At 66.8% G+C, this 14,799-nt stretch carries 8 protein-coding genes and 1 pseudogene; 4 read left to right on the top strand and 5 right to left on the bottom strand.

Annotated elements, in window-relative coordinates; all coding sequences use genetic code 11:
• Positions 1 to 107 precede the first annotated feature (107 nt).
• Positions 108 to 776: pseudogene (locus DXZ73_RS39530) on the bottom strand (sigma-70 family RNA polymerase sigma factor); the annotation flags it as partial.
• A gap of 710 nt (positions 777 to 1,486) precedes the next feature.
• On the opposite strand from DXZ73_RS39530, the gene DXZ73_RS21185 reads away from it, so the two are divergent.
• From DXZ73_RS21185 to DXZ73_RS21170, 4 genes are read left to right on the top strand one after another with little or no spacing between them, the layout of a single operon-like run.
• Entirely contained in the window at positions 1,487 to 3,103 is a 1,617-nt protein-coding gene (locus DXZ73_RS21185; protein ID WP_116212672.1) for an NERD domain-containing protein, read from the top strand.
• Positions 3,100 to 6,258, top strand: a complete 3,159-nt coding sequence (locus DXZ73_RS21180) for a helicase-related protein (RefSeq protein ID WP_116212671.1) — start codon at positions 3,100 to 3,102, stop codon at positions 6,256 to 6,258. The genes DXZ73_RS21185 and DXZ73_RS21180 overlap by 4 nt, the downstream gene beginning before the upstream one ends.
• A gap of 5 nt (positions 6,259 to 6,263) precedes the next feature.
• Entirely contained in the window at positions 6,264 to 8,156 is a 1,893-nt protein-coding gene (drmB, locus tag DXZ73_RS21175; RefSeq protein ID WP_205519199.1) for a DUF1998 domain-containing protein, read from the top strand.
• Positions 8,153 to 9,253 carry a DNA helicase gene (locus DXZ73_RS21170; RefSeq protein WP_116212670.1) on the top strand — a complete coding sequence of 367 codons (1,101 nt, stop codon included), beginning with the start codon at positions 8,153 to 8,155 and terminating at the stop codon, positions 9,251 to 9,253. The genes drmB and DXZ73_RS21170 overlap by 4 nt, the downstream gene beginning before the upstream one ends.
• A 73-nt stretch (positions 9,254 to 9,326) precedes the next feature.
• Here DXZ73_RS21170 and DXZ73_RS21165 read toward each other — a convergent pair whose 3' ends face one another.
• From DXZ73_RS21165 to DXZ73_RS21150, 4 genes are all read right to left on the bottom strand, one after another.
• Complete coding sequence (locus DXZ73_RS21165) at positions 9,327 to 10,664, bottom strand: PrsW family intramembrane metalloprotease (protein ID WP_425315852.1); 1,338 nt, start codon at positions 10,662 to 10,664, stop codon at positions 9,327 to 9,329.
• A gap of 135 nt (positions 10,665 to 10,799) precedes the next feature.
• Positions 10,800 to 11,585 (bottom strand): tRNA (guanosine(46)-N7)-methyltransferase TrmB, encoded by a 786-nt coding sequence (trmB, locus tag DXZ73_RS21160; RefSeq protein ID WP_162890270.1) that lies wholly within the window; start codon positions 11,583 to 11,585, stop codon positions 10,800 to 10,802.
• A 237-nt stretch (positions 11,586 to 11,822) separates the two neighbouring features.
• Complete coding sequence (lhgO, locus tag DXZ73_RS21155; protein ID WP_116212669.1) at positions 11,823 to 13,031, bottom strand: L-2-hydroxyglutarate oxidase; 1,209 nt, start codon at positions 13,029 to 13,031, stop codon at positions 11,823 to 11,825.
• Positions 13,032 to 13,251: 220 nt separating this feature from the next.
• Entirely contained in the window at positions 13,252 to 14,697 is a 1,446-nt protein-coding gene (locus DXZ73_RS21150; protein WP_116212668.1) for an MFS transporter, read from the bottom strand.
• Between the last annotated feature and the right edge of the window lie 102 nt (positions 14,698 to 14,799).

Here is a 14,799-nt window from a genome sequence, read left to right as displayed (position 1 = left end):
CGAAGCGCAGTCCCCTGAGCGGCCTCCTGAGCGATCTTTCGAGCGGCCTTCGTGCGACGGCGTTCCGCTTCAGGGTCGTCAGGATCCAGTCCCATTTGGATTCTCAGATCCTTGAGTGCTCGCTTCTCGATCTGCCGAACGCGTTCACGCGTCACTCCGATCCGCTTACCGATTTCTTCCAGTGTCCAGGATGTGTCATCGATGAACCCGAATCGCAGCAGAAGAATATCCCGAATTCTCTCCGAGAATACACACTCATCGAACAGCTGGAATATTTCCTCGCGCTCGAATTCGGACCACAACACCTGTTCCGGGCCCGGCACCGGACGAAACGCATCGACAACCACTTCCCCGAGAGTCGCGTTCTCGCCGATGGGTTGCTCGAGCGACAGGACCGCCCGACGGCCCAGTCGTAGACACTCCATCACCTTGGCGGGGCTTAGCCCACATGCCAGGGAAAGATCGTCGACATTGGGCCTTCTGCCCTGATCGAGAAAGGCTCGCTCCTTCTTCCGCACCTTCTCCACATCGGTCCAGACGTGAACCGGGAGTCGAATGGATGACCCTTCGTTGATCACAGCTCGAGTAATGCGTTGCCGAATCCACCAGGTGGCATAGGTGGAAAACTTCCACCCCAAGGAAATATCGAACTTCTCCACGGCGCGGATGAGCCCGATCATGCCGTGCTGCGCGAGATCATCGTGCATGGGATTGCCTGATCGGTTCCCTGAGGAGTGCAGGATCTTGTGCACGAGTCGCTGATTATGGATAATCATTGCAGAAAAAGCCCGGTACGCCTCGCTTTCTCGCGGAAGTGTCGCCAGGTAACCATCGGGCAACAACTCCGATGAGTTTCTGGCTCCTCGGAACAACAGGCAGAGCCCCACTTCCTCCTCGGCGCTCAGCAGTCGCCCGTGCGGGTTCGCTCGCCTCCGATCGGCCTCGAGCAGGTCCCGAGCGGCACGACGAGCCGCTTCCAGGTCGTCGACACGGACCGTCCCTCGAAGCGACTCGAGGTCCGGGCCTTCCTCTTCCTCCTCGGGAGAATCCAAGTCGTCGAGTACTTCGCCGAAACCAGCCCTGCCGTAGGGAGTCACACTGTGCGTGACGTCCGGCTCCTCTTCGACGTGCTCCTCTTCCGCCTCCGCCGCTGCCACGGCTTCGTACAAGGCCTGGGCCCCCTCGGCGTCGAGGTGCGCTGCCCTCGTCACCTGCCTCAGAGCCGTCTGGCGTTCGAGTCCTTCGGCTGTGAATCGACGTATGAGACCGACGAGCAGATCCCGTTCGGCTTCATTCATCCGCCTGCTGGGCGCTCCGCCCCGCTCCGTGATCATCACGCCCCCGCGCTCGCGCTCCGCCCCCGTTCCCCCGTAGTCCATCATTCATAGGGCGGTCGCTGCCAGCGCCGGCTCGCCAGGGCCCATGCTCCTGAGGATCCATCACTCGGTATTTTGAAGACGTGTTGGCGTGACCATGGGGAGAGTTGATGCGCATCATTCCGAGCGAGATCTCGAGCAGCACCAGGAGCCGGGCCGAGCGCAGCGTGTTCGCGGCGCTCAAGGCGATTCCTGATGACCAGAGCGTCGCTCTGCACACGGTTCATCTCCCCCAGCACCACAAGAAGCGTGTCGGCGAGATCGACTTCGTTGTCATCATGCCCGACATCCTGCTCTTCATCGAGGTCAAGGGGGGTCGGGTCCACCAACGCGACGGGAAGTGGTACTACGGTCCGCCCGGTCGCGAGGAGGGTCCGAAGGAAAGCCCCTTCGCGCAGGCCAGCGGGGGTATGCATGAGTTCGAGCGGGAGATCGGGGCCCTGGTCGGCGACTTGAGGAACCAGGGCGTCCCCAGCGGATACCTCGTCATCACCACGGATGTCGACATCCCACGCACGACTGAGTTCGAGCCGCAACAGTATCTCGGCGCGACCGCGTACGCCGGTGGACGTGGTCTGGCACAGGGAATCGAACGAGCCACTCGCTTCTGGCTGGCGCGGAACTGGTGGGCCCGAACCCCCGTGTCAGCCTCCCTGCGGGGGAAGATGCTCGGGGCCATCCGCCCCGATTTCGACCTCGTACCCAATCTGCAATCCCGGCTGACTCATCTCGATGTCGCTTTCGAACGGCTCACGAACGAGCAGCTCGACAGACTCGACGAGCTGGAGTCCAACTCACGTCTCATCTGGACCGGTGGGGCAGGCACGGGTAAGACGTTCCTCGCCGCCGAGGCGGCTCGCCGCAAGTCTGCCACTGGCAGCGTTCTGTTCACCTGTGCGAGCACCACGCTGGCTGCCCACATGGACCGGGTCCTCACCAGCGGCGCGATCACCGTCCTGCCGTTCGACCGGTTGGACGAGGTTCGGAACCGCACCTTCGACCAACTGATCGTGGACGAGGCCCAGGATCTGATGACCATCGAGAGTCTCGACATCCTGGAGAAGCTGGTCTTGGGTGGCCTCGGCGATGGCCGATGGATCTTCATGCTCGATCAGAACAACCAGGTACTGGCTCCGGAGGCCTATGATCCTGGCGCCTGGGAATATCTGCGCCCTCTGGGCTCGGTGTTCGGGCCTATGAGGCGAAATTGCCGCAATACCGTGCAAATCGTGGAACAGGTTCGCCTCTACACGGGCGCCGACCTGGGCGTCGCCTCCGCGGGTGAGGGTGAACAGGTCCGCTTCGCCGATGTGCACGACGCTTCTGAGGAGGCATCCACCCTCGACGCCTACGTGAACGAACTCGTGCAGGAAGGTGTCTCGCTGCGGGACGTCACGTTGCTGTCCGCCTCCGGGGACTGGGAATCGAGCTCGGCCCGTTTGTCTCAGCGAGCCGCGAAGATCGAGCGATTCGCCGACGTGGTCGGGACTGATCGCACGAAGCACCGTCTCACCTGGTCGTCCGTCCTCGACTTCAAGGGCCACGAGAACCACGTCGTCTGTCTGATCGACCTCGAACCCGAACACCTCGAGGGCCGCCTCGACGCGCTCTACGTCGCCTGGACCAGGGCTCGCGCCCAGCTCTGGGTGGCCTGCCGCCCGGGCACCCGTCGGATATTGAAAGACCTGGGAGTGGCCGGGATGATTCGAGAGGGACGTCTCAAGTGAACGACTCTGCATCACGGCTCGCCAATCACCGAGGCGACTTTGTGAAGTACCTCCGTAAGCAGTTGGTGGGCCCGGCCGTCGCCGCCGACGAGACCCTCGTCGACCCTCCTGACCGGCGCTACCTGATGGGCACGTTGTATCCGCGTGGCGCCTCCTTGCTGGAGCACTCGCAGGATGACGGCGAGCAGGATTTCAACGAGACGGCGGCCGGGAGCGGAGAAGAGGACAGCTTCGCCGACGATCCGGTGGCCGAGGCGAATGCATGGCTTCCGTCCTCTCTCGGCTTCTCCTTTTTCACCAACGCCCGCTGCATCGAGGTGACATGTGGGGCCTCCCGCTACGTGACGTATCGCGAGGGTGGGCGGCGCAGTTGGCGAAGGCAGCCGCGACTCTCTGCAAAGAAGACCGTTGCTGCGGAACAGACGACCCCGATCCCTGTTCTGGACGGACACGGTCGTCTCCATGTCCGGTGGCGCCCCTTCGGCACCGGACATCTCGTCACGTGCGTGTTGGCCAACGCGCACGACGAAGAGGAGAGCACGCACAAGGACCGCGATCTGATGCTCTTCCAGGTCGAACTGGAGGCGAAGACACTCGGCGGAACGATCCTCGAGTATCCGAGCACCCGTCTCAACAGCCGTGACGAGGAGGAACAGGAACTCCGAGTCCAGTACCGGCACATCGTGACCAGGGCCGTGGGACACGGGTGTGCCGTCGAGTGGGACGACGAAACCGACCAGGTCACCACTGTGACAGCGGAGGTCATGCCTCAGCAGGTGGTCGAGCACATCCAACCCGACGGGCCCAAGGATCTACCGGTGCTCAACCTCGCGCATCTTTCCCAGCCCGGGCTCACCGCGGACGACCTCCGGGCCGAGCTGCACTCTTTCGTCCTCGGCTATCGCAAGTGGTGCGACACCCAGCAGGCGGAGGCCGAGTCCCTGCGGCAATGGGCCGCCGCACCCGCCGAACGCATCCTCGAGCGCATCAGGGGCGCGCTCGACCGCATGGCGTCAGGGGTGGAGGCACTCACCGCGTCGACGTCGTCGGGAGCCAAGGCACGCGAGGCATTCCGCCTGGCCAATCGGGCCATGGCGCTCCAAATGCTTCACAGCCGTCCGGAACTGGCCGGGAGCCGTCGCCGCAGGAACAGCGAAGTACTCGAACTGACCGAGCCCAGTGGCGACCATGCGTGGCACCCGTTCCAGCTCGCGTACTTCCTGCTCGTGGTCGAGGGTCTGATGAATCCTGAGCACGAGGACCGCAAGACGGTCGACCTCATCTGGTTCCCCACAGGTGGAGGTAAGACGGAGGCATACCTTCTCACCGCCTGCTTCGAGATTCTTTGGCGCCGGCTGCGGTTCGGCGCAGTTGGGGGCGGCACGGCAGTTCTGAGCCGATACACGCTGAGCCTGCTCACCACACAGCAGTTCCAGCGCACTGCAACGGCCATCTGTGCCCTGGAATACATCAGAAAGGGCCACGACGGGCCGTTGCCCCACGACCTCGGGCAGGAGCCCATCTCCATCGGACTCTGGGTGGGCAAGGAGACGACACCGAACAGGATCTCCGCTGCGCAGGACGAGCTCGGGGCCCTGAAGCAGATGAACGCACCGGATGATCGCTTTCTGCTGGAACGCTGCCCCTGGTGCGGTACCGAGATCGTCCCGGAACGACAGGGACGCGACCGGGATTTCGGCATCCGGGCGGACGGAGTCACCACCTCGTTCTTCTGTCCGCGCGACACCTGCGTCTTTCACGAGTGGCTTCCGGTGTCCGTCGTGGACGAACAGATCTACAAAGAGCCTCCGACGTTCGTACTCGGCACCGTGGACAAGTTCGCGCGACTGGCGTGGGAACCTGAGGCCGGAAACCTTTTCGGTAGGAACGGCAGGCGCGCCCCCTCGCTGGTCATCCAGGACGAGCTGCACCTGCTGGCGGGCCCACTGGGGACGACGGTCGGTCTGTACGAGTCGGCCATCCTCGAGCTCTGCGCCCGAGGCGGTACCGTGCCGAAGGTCATCGCGTCGACAGCGACGATCCGACGCTCGGAGGATCAGATCCGCAGCCTCTACGGTCGCCCCGCGCAACTCTTCCCTCCAGCGGGGATCAAAGCCGGTCACTCCTACTTCGCCTCACCCGACAAGGACAAGCCCGGACGTTTGTACGTGGGTGTCATGGCGCAGGGGCACACCGCCTCGACGTCGACCGTCCACGTAGGTGCCGCCGCGTTGCAGGCCCCGAACGAGATCTGTGATGACGACACCCTCCGCGACGCGTACTGGACCGCGGTCGCCTATCACAACAGCCTGCGGGAACTCGGACGAACTGTCACGATTGCGAGAGACGACATCCCTGCACGTCTCGAGCATCTGACGAAAGACGACAATCGGCGGCGCAAGCTGAACGACGACTCGGTGGTCGAGCTCACCAGCAACATTCCGCGCGCTGCTCAACCACGACTCCTCGAGCGTCTGGGCAAGAGCTTCAAGGAACGCGACAGCGTCTCGTTCCTCGCTACGACCAACATGCTCTCCGTGGGCGTCGATGTTCCGCGTCTCGGCCTCATGCTCATGAACGGGCAGCCCAAGACGACATCGGAATACATCCAGGCCACCAGCCGCGTCGGCCGTCGCCATGTACCGGGGCTGATCGTCACGCTCTTCCGTTCGACCAAACCACGTGACCGGTCCCACTACGAGTCGTTCGGCGTCTACCACCGCTCGCTCTACCGGCACGTCGAACCGACCAGCGTCACACCGTGGTCCATGCCCTCTCGTAACCGAGCCTTGCACGCGGTGCTCACCATCCTCGTGCGACACGGAATCGGCCTGGCGGCGGAGAACAAGGCCGGGGACATCCTCAATCACACGGACGAAGTCGCACGGATCCGTGACCTCGTGGTGGACCACGCGCGGCGAGCTGATCCTGAAGAGGCCAGTGCCGCAGCCGAACAGCTGGACTCTCTGATCGAAACCTGGAAGCAAGAGGCCGAGATCGCTCGTGGTGAGGGCCGCCGTCTCTACTACCAGCCCCAGGGGCGAGGGCACACATCGCTCCTCACCGACTTCGGCAAGCAAGGCGGCCTGTGGGAGACGGCGCAGTCGATGCGCAACGTCGACCGCGAGTGCCTCATCGCCGTGAGAGGAGCGTGAAGGCGATGAAAGACATTCGTCGTAAAGTCCGCAGGACGCAGACCATTGTTCCCTTCGGTGTCGGCGGGATCATCGACATCCGAGGTGAATCGTTCGTAGCCGCCGATATTCGGAGTTGGGCAAAGAGCGCCGAACAGGTGGAATCGCCACGGCTTGCGAAGAAATTGGGGGTCGAGGGCTTCCGTTCGGCCCCCGTCATCCCTTCCGGGAAGGCTGCCTACGCTACCCGCGTCGGGCCCTCGTACATACGATTCCCCAAGTGGTTGTTCTGTCCACAGTGCAGGGATATGCAGCTCTGGCGCCCGGATCTCGAGGTACGGGACAAGCAACCGACCTGCGGGCGTTGTACGGGGAAACCGCAGCTGGCCCCGATGCGTTTCATCCAGGTGTGCAGGGCAGGGCATATGGCCGACATCGACTGGCGTCGATGGGCTCACTCCAAGAGTGAAGGGCATGTCCAGCGCCAATGTCAGGTTCGCCGTCTTCGGTTCGTCGCCACTCCTGAATCGTCTGGGCTGGAAGCTCTGCTCGTCTACTGCGCTGTCTGTCAGGCCGGTCGTACTCTGGCAGGCATCAGCCAGAAGAACATCCTCAAGAAAACGGGCCTGCAATGCTCGGGAACCCACCCCTGGCAACCCGAATTCGATGAGGCGGATCCCTGCGAGGAAACGCCTCAGGCGGTACAGCGTGGCGCTTCCAATGTGTACTTCCCGATCACGCACTCGGCGCTCGACATCCCTGCGCCTGCAGGCCTGTCCGAGGAAGATGAATTGACGCAGAGGGTCGTCAATCATCGCCTTTGGCCGGACTTCATCCTTTCGGGTAGCAGCCCGATATCCGATGCCTTCAGGCAATTCATTGCCGATGAGTGCGAGGTTCCGGAGGAATTCGTGGAAACCTTGCGACGGCGTCATGTGGACGAAACTTCATCGACTCCGTTGCCGGCTGGTTCGGATGATGACCTCAGTATCGCCGAATGGGCGGCCTTCTCCGCCCCGGAATCCGTCGCCAACTCGAAGACGTTCTCCGTGCGTCGCACCCACCTCGGGATCGGCCGCGAAGATCCTGAATCCAAGCAGCAGCTGGCTGTGGGCATCTCCGCCGTCGTCGTCGCTGACCGGGTGCGCGAGGTGCGTGCGCTCCAAGGGTTCTCGCGGTACGAACCCAGCTCCGACGACGGCGAAGGAGACGAGGGCGGACGCGTTGTTTCGGTCAACACGCAGGCTCGGGCCCAATGGCTGCCTGCCGTGGAGACCTACGGTGAAGGAATCTTCATCGCCGTCGACGAGGAACGCGTGAGCGCCTGGGAGAGGCTCCCGTCGGTCCGCGACTGGACGCGACGGATCGAACGTAACCTGGACGCCTCCTTCAAGGCCGACCGTCTGAGAGGGAAATCGGGTCCGGAGCTTCTTCCTCGATTCGTGATGCTGCACACTCTGGCCCATCACTTCATCCGCCAACTGTCTTATGACAGTGGGTACAACGCAGCCTCGCTACGGGAACGCGTCTACGCTCGGAGCCACGACCCGGGCAGCGAATTTCCACCTCAAGCCGGCGTGTTCATCTACACAGCCGCCGGGGATGCAGAAGGGACGCTGGGCGGGCTCGTCCGACAGGGGCAACCGCCGAATCTCGTCGAGACTTTGATCCGGTTGCTTGAATCGGCGCAGTGGTGCTCGCAGGACCCTCTGTGCGCGGACTCGACCGGCAGGTCTCTGGCCAACCTCAACCGTGCTGCCTGCCATGCGTGCACGCTCCTTCCCGAGACATGTTGCGAGATCGACAACTCCCTGCTGGACAGAACACTGTTGATCGGTGACGGCGAGGTCCCGGGATTCTTTCGGGGAGTTGTCCAAGCCGCGCTCGAGGAATCGGCCGGAGCCGTCGATCTGACATGAAGATCCCTTCCCTCCTGGACCTCGAGATCGAGCAGCAGGCCGTCATCGACCTTCCGTTCCACGGACGCCACGTCATCACCGGGGCGCCTGGTGCCGGAAAGACCGTGATGGCCGTCTACCGTGCCTGGGCACTGGCGACCGTCGGTCGCGACGTCGCCCTCTTCACGCGCTCCAATCTGCTGCATCAGTACCTTGCTCAAATAGGACCGGACCTCACGGAGGCTCTCAACGTCACCACTTACCATCGGTGGATCAGGGATTTCTGGCGCCGGCGCTTCCGGACCGATCCGCCACAGACCGACGAGGATGGTTGGCTCTACGACTGGATCGAGATGCAGCGGGATTGCATCCTGCAGGGGGTCAGGTCGACCGCGCATCTGGTGATCGACGAGGGGCAGAACCTGCCTGTCGGCTTCTATCGGTTGTGTCGAACCCTTGGCGTCGACGTCACTGTGTGCGCAGACGAGAACCAGCGGATCGGCGACGATCAGAGCACCGTGTCCGAGATATGCCGGGCCCTCGCCACGCGGGCCGATCCACTCGTGCTGCGCGAGAACCGCCGGAACAGTCGGGAGATCGCGATGCTGGCGTCCGAGTTCCGCGAGGAGGCCGGGGATGAGATTGCCTTGCCGACACGCGTCGGTCGTACACCCACTGTCCTGAAGATTCCCTCGATGGAGTATCTCCTCACGGGTGTTTCCCGATACTTCAACGCGCATCCGGAGCGGAGCATCGGAATCATTTGCAGGTCGACTCAATTGTTGCGGGACATCCAGAGCAGACTCACGCACCTCGGGCTTGCCAAGTACACCCAGGCCTATGCACACGATGATCAGTACCGGAACGCCATCGACTTCTCGGCGCGTCCCATCCGAATCGTGAGCGCGGCCAGTATGAAGGGCCTTGAGTTCGACAGCGTCTTCGTGCCAGACCTGGACGCGTACACAGAGGACCCGACCAGTGTGGACGCGCGTCTTCGCTTCTTCGTGCTGTGCACTCGCGCCCGCGAGGATCTCCACTTTGCTCACCGCGGACCCGAAGAGCCCGCCATCTTGTCGAGTGTCCCGGATTCCCTGTTGGCCCGACACGCCGGTTGATCTTGTAGCGCAAGCCTGTCGCCCATGGACATCCGGGAGAAACAGACGAGGAGTGGCTGACCTCCCCCGCTAGTTAGTGCCGCCCAGGCCCCCACCCCTGCCCCGGCGCCCACCCTCCCCGTACAGGAACAAACGGCCGCGGCACCGCCGCCGACGCCTGCGCGAGCGCCGGCTGAGCCACATGCTTTCGTTGCCACAAGTGGTGGAGAAGTTCCTGCTCGCGCGCCGGGAAGTCGGAGTCCGCCGTGCCGTTGTTGGCGCGCTGGCGGAGGAAGGCCAGGGAGGTCGCGAAGGAGATGTACTCCGCGACCGTGCGGGCCGCCGTGGGGCCGCCGGTGCGGCGGGCCAGGTCGCGGGCTATGCCGCGGGCGCGCATGGAGGAGAGGGCCAGCGGCTCGGGCGGGGTGAGCCAGCCGGCGGCCTGGTACGCGGGGAGGTGGGCGCGGATCGTGCGGAGCTCGTTCTGGCGGGACCAGATCGTCAGCCAGGTCAGCACGCCGAAGACCGGCACCATGAAGAGCGCGTAGACGGCGAAGAAGCCCAGCGGCGACAGGGACGCCGAGCCGTTCCAGCAGCCGTGCAGGACCATCGAGGTCAGCAGGGCGGCGAGCGGTACGAGGACGTGGGCCACGCGGCGGCGCGGGGCGAAGGTCGCCGCGATGCCGAAGCCGAGGCCGGTCATCGACGTGAAGAGCGGGTGCGCGAAGGGCGACATCAGCACACGGACGAAGAACGTCGCGGCCGTCGTCGAGGGCAGCCCCGAGTAGCCGAAGCTCTGGTCGGAGGCGAAGGCGTTGCCCAGGTAGAGGATGTTCTCGGTGAAGGCGAAGCCGGTGGCCGTGATGCCGGCGAACACCACGCCGTCGACGATGCCGTTGAAGTCGCGGCGGCGGAAGAGGAACAGCAGCAGCACCGCGGCCGCCTTGGCGCTCTCCTCCACCACCGGCGCGACGAACGTGGCACCCCACTTGTCGGCGTCGGCCCGCTGTGTGACGTCGACGGTGGTCAGCAGCCACTTCGTGGCGTAGCCGTTGGCCATGATCGCCACGAGGGTGGCCGCGCAGGCACCCCAGGCGAAGGCGAAGACGAGGTTCCGCCAGGGCTTCGGCTCGACCCGGTCCATCCACCGGAACGCCGCGACGAGCAGCGGTACGGGCAGCACCGCGAGCCCTAGGCCCACAAGGAAGCCCTCGGTGCCGGTCTGCTCGCGCACGAGCGCGAGGATGACCAGACCACTGAGGGCGAGCAGCAGGATCAGCGCGCCGGCGCGTACGGCCTTGTTGTCCCACAGGGCGCGCCGCGGCTTGTACCGCCAGCCCTCCGGCGAAGGCATCGCGGTGAAGCTCGGCTGCTGGCCGTGGGCGGGCGCCGGCCCGGTGATCGGCTGCTGGTGGGGCGGGGAGTCATGCACCCGACGACCCTAACCAAGGGCCGGTGCGGGTAACCGACGGTTCCGACCACGGCCTCGGCCGGCGGCCATGAAACGCGTCACCGTAGGGATGCCCGTCGGCGGGCGACGCCCCGGGGGACGACGCCCGCCCGAGGATCAGACCGCGCGCCGCCGGAACATCAGGTCGTGCACCACGTGCCCCTTGTCGAGCCCCTGGCCCTCGAACCGCGTCAGCGGACGGAACTCGGGGCGCGGTGCGTAGCCGCCGTCGGGCTGGGTGTTCTCGAAGTCCGGGGCGGCGGAGAGCACCTCCAGCATCTGCTCCGCGTACGGCTCCCAGTCCGTCGCGCAGTGCAGCACCGCGCCGGGCGCGAGCCGGGTGGCCGCCAGCGCCAGGAACTCCGGCTGGATCAGCCGGCGCTTGTGGTGGCGCTTCTTGGGCCACGGGTCCGGGAAGAAGACGCGCATGCCCGCGAGCGAGTCGGGGGCGAGCATCTCGCGGAGCAGGATGATCGCGTCGCCGTTGGCGACCCGGACGTTCGTCAGGCCGTTCCGCTCGGCGAGAGCGAGCAGATTGCCCTGGCCCGGGGTGTGCACGTCACAGCCCAGGATGCCGGTGCCGGGGTCGGCGGCCGCCATCTGCGCCGTGGCCTCGCCCATGCCGAAGCCGATCTCCAGGACGACGGGCAGCTCCGGGTCGCCGAACAGCTCGCCCAGGTCGAGGCGGCTCAGGCCGTCGATGTCCAGGCCCCACTTCGGCCACAGGCGGCGCAGCGCCTCGCCCTGGCCGGTGGTGACGCGGCTGCGGCGCGGCTGGAAGGAGCGGATCCTTCGTTCGTGGTGGGAGCCGGCCGGGTCCGCGGCGGGTCCGGCCGGGAACTTCGGCTCGCGCGAGGTCCGCTCCGCGGCGGTTGCTGGGGTGGGGGAGAGGTTCTCAGACACAGTTCTTCCATAGTAAGGGCGCTCCCAGAGGGGGCTCCGGGGTGCGCGTACGCGGGAGGGGCGCCTGCGGCAGGCCTTTCCCCAGCCCCGCCCCTTCCCGGCTGCATCCGGTATGCGGCTCCGCCGCGTGCGGGGCTCCGCCCCAGACCCCGCACCACGCTCCGCGCGGTGTCCTCAAACTCCCCCAGCTACCGCTGGGAGGTGCCCCCACGGGCTGGATCCACGCACTCCGAAATCTCACCCCAACCCCTTCAACACCCTCCGCGCCACCTCCCTCCCGATCGGGAGGGACGCCGTCGCCGCCGGGGACGGTGCGTTCAGGACGTGGACCATTCCGGGCGACTCCGCGAAGAGGAAGTCGTCCACCAGCGTGCCGTCGCGCAGGATCGCCTGGGCCCGTACGCCCGCGGGTGCCGGTATCAGGTCGTCCGCGGTCACGTCCGGCAGCAGGCGGCGCACCGCCTCGGTGAAGGCGCGCTTGGAGAGGGAGCGCCGGACCTCGCCCGCGCCGTAGCGCCAGTGGCGGCGGGCCAGGTGCCAGGAGCCGGGATACGCGACGGTCCCGGCCAGCTCGCCGGGCCGTACGGTCGAGCGGTCGTAGCCCTCGCGCGCGAGGGCGGGCACGGCGTTGGGACCGAGGTGGACGGTGCCGTCGATGCCCCGGGTCAGGTGGACGCCGAGGAAGGGGAACGCCGGGTCCGGCACCGGATAGACGAGGCCGCGCACCAGCTCCGCGCGGGCCGGGGCCAGCTCCCAGTACTCCCCCCGGAAGGGGATGATCCGCATGTTCGGGTCGTCACCCGCCAGCCGGGCGACCGCGTCGCTGTGCAGCCCGGCGCAGTTGACCAGGGCGCGGGCGCGCAGCACCTCGCCCAGCGCCGTACGGACCGCGATCGCAGGTCCCCGCCGCCCGATGACCTCGACCCGGGCGCCGTACCGCACGGACGCGCCGGCGTCCTCCGCGAGAGAGGCCAGGCGGCGGGCCACCGCGCCGTAGTCGCAGATGCCCGTCGTGCCGACGTGGACGGCGCCGAGGCCCCGTACGTGCGGCTCGTGCTCCGTGATCTGGGCGGGGCCCAGCTCCCGCACCGGAATGCCGTTCTCCCGGCCGCGCTGGGCCAGGGAGTGCAGCCGGGGCAGCTCCGCGTGCTCCGTGGCGACGATCAGCTTGCCGGTGACCTCGCACGGCAGGCCGTACTCCGCGCAGAACTTCACCATCTCCGCCGCGCCCTGCACCGCGAACCGCGCCTTGAGCGAGCCCGGGCGGTAGTAGATCCCGCTGTGGATCACACCGCTGTTGTGCCCGGTCTGATGGAGCGCGGGCCCCGGCTCCTTCTCCAGCACGATGACGCGTGTGCCCGGTGCGGCGCGCGTGATCGCATACGCCGTCGACAGGCCCACGATCCCGCCCCCGACCACCAGCACATCGCAGTCGTACGCCCTCATCAACGTCACCTCCCCGCGCCGACCGGACACCCGCGACCGAGCACCCGGCAACCTTGGCGCCTCACCCACGCCCCCCATCATGACCTGCGCCACTGACAACGGGTCGAAACCCAGGTCAACCCGGGGACCGGGCCGAGATGATCACGGGCGGGGAAAACCGGCCGAGTTGGGCGGAAAGGGAGGAAGCCGCTCCACTACGCCCGACGTACGACGCCGGACCTCACCCGTGCGCCACCAATAACGGCCGCGCCCGCTCCCGGAGCTCGACCACCCGCGGCTCGTCCCCGTACGGCTCCAGGCGGTGCAGCAGGTCCCGTACGTACTCCGTGGTGCGCGCCGAGGAGATCCGGCCCGCGACCTCCACCGCGCGCGTACCGGCCGCGCACGCCGCGTCCAGATTGCCCGACTCCAGCTCGGCGACCGCCGACACCACCAGCCGCAGCCCGTGCGACCGCACGAACTCCTCCGTCGGACGGGACAGGGCCTGCTCCGTGAAGCGCTGCACCTGTCGCGGCATGCGCAGGTCGCGGTAGCACTCGGCGGCGTCGGCCGCGAACCGCTCCTGGGAGTAGAAGTCCAGCCAGGAGGGGTCGGGATCGCCCGTGCGTGCCCGCTCCAGCCACCCCTCGGCGGCCTTGAGCGCCGCGCCGCAGGCCGGTGCGTCGCCCGCCTTCGCCTGCGCCCGCGCCTCGACGAGCCGGAAGAAGCTCATCGTGCGGGCGGTGGCCAGTCCGCGGTTGCGCTCCAGCGCGGCCTGCGCGAGGTCCACGCCCTCGTCGGCGAAGCCGCGGTAGGTCGCCTGGAGGCTCATCGAGGCCAGCACATAGCCGCCCAGTGGCACGTCGGCGGCCGCGCGGGCCAGCCGCAGCGCCTGGATGTAGTAGCGCTGCGCGGCCTCCTGCTGACCGGTGTCGAAGGCCATCCACCCGGCGAGCCGGGTCAGTTCGGCCGTGGCGCCGAACAGCGAGCGGCCCACCTCGTCGGTGTACGAACCGAGCAGCAGCGGCGCCGCGTCGACCCGCAGGCACTCGGGCACCATCGACGAACGCCAGTCGCCCCCGCCGTATTTGGAGTCCCAGCGCCGGGCGTCGTCCGCCGCCTCCCGCAGCTTGGTCACGTCGCTGTGGCCGACCCGCTGCACCGGGCCGCACTCGGGGCCGCCGTTCTCGCTCTCCCGGGCGGCCTGGTGGGCCTCGCGGGCGACCGAGCCGTCGGCGGGGGTTATCAGCCATCGTGACGCGGGCGTGGCGTAGGCGCTGACGGAGAAGGATCCGGCCAGGCTCTGCCAGATGCCGCCGCCCCCGCGGCGACCGGCGAGATCCAGCCGGTACAACTCCGTTGCGGAGCGCACCGCCTGGCCGACATCGCGCGGAAAGGAGAGCCCCACCTCGGGCGCGGGGTCGGCGTCCGCGAGGCCGATCTCGTGCAGCGGCACCGGCCGGCCGAGCTTCCCGGCGATCGCGGCGGCGATCAGATGGGGGGCCGCACCCTGCGGGACCATGCCCTTGGAGACCCAGCGGGCCACGGACGTCTTGTCGTAGCGAAGCGTCAATCCGCGCTGCGCACCGAGGTCGTTGACCCTGCGCGCGAGACCGGCGTTGCTGATTCCGGCGAGGACGAGGACAGTGCCGAGCTTCTCGTTCGGCCCGCGTGGCTCCCTGGACATGCGCACCCCTCGGCAACAGCGACGCCCGCCCCGGCATAGGCACGAGGCATTCGTAAACCCAGCGTAGTTCCCCGCATCCCGACCGTTAAGAGGTGCTGTCCC

Source organism: Streptoverticillium olivoreticuli subsp. olivoreticuli (genome assembly GCF_003391135.1).
Lineage (GTDB): Bacteria > Actinomycetota > Actinomycetes > Streptomycetales > Streptomycetaceae > Streptomyces > Streptomyces blastmyceticus.
Note: the sequence above shows the minus strand (reverse complement) of the source record. Positions and strands in the feature narration are given on the sequence as shown.

Excerpts from the sequence above, each read along its gene's own strand:
- lhgO (WP_116212669.1), bottom strand. The coding sequence starts at position 13,031 with ATGAGGGCGTACGACTGCGATGTGCTGGTGGTCGGGGGCGGGATCGTG.
- DXZ73_RS21170 (WP_116212670.1), top strand. The coding sequence starts at position 8,153 with ATGAAGATCCCTTCCCTCCTGGACCTCGAGATCGAGCAGCAGGCCGTC.
- drmB (WP_205519199.1), top strand. The coding sequence starts at position 6,264 with ATGAAAGACATTCGTCGTAAAGTCCGCAGGACGCAGACCATTGTTCCC.
- DXZ73_RS21185 (WP_116212672.1), top strand. The coding sequence starts at position 1,487 with ATGCGCATCATTCCGAGCGAGATCTCGAGCAGCACCAGGAGCCGGGCC.
- DXZ73_RS21150 (WP_116212668.1), bottom strand. The coding sequence starts at position 14,697 with ATGTCCAGGGAGCCACGCGGGCCGAACGAGAAGCTCGGCACTGTCCTC.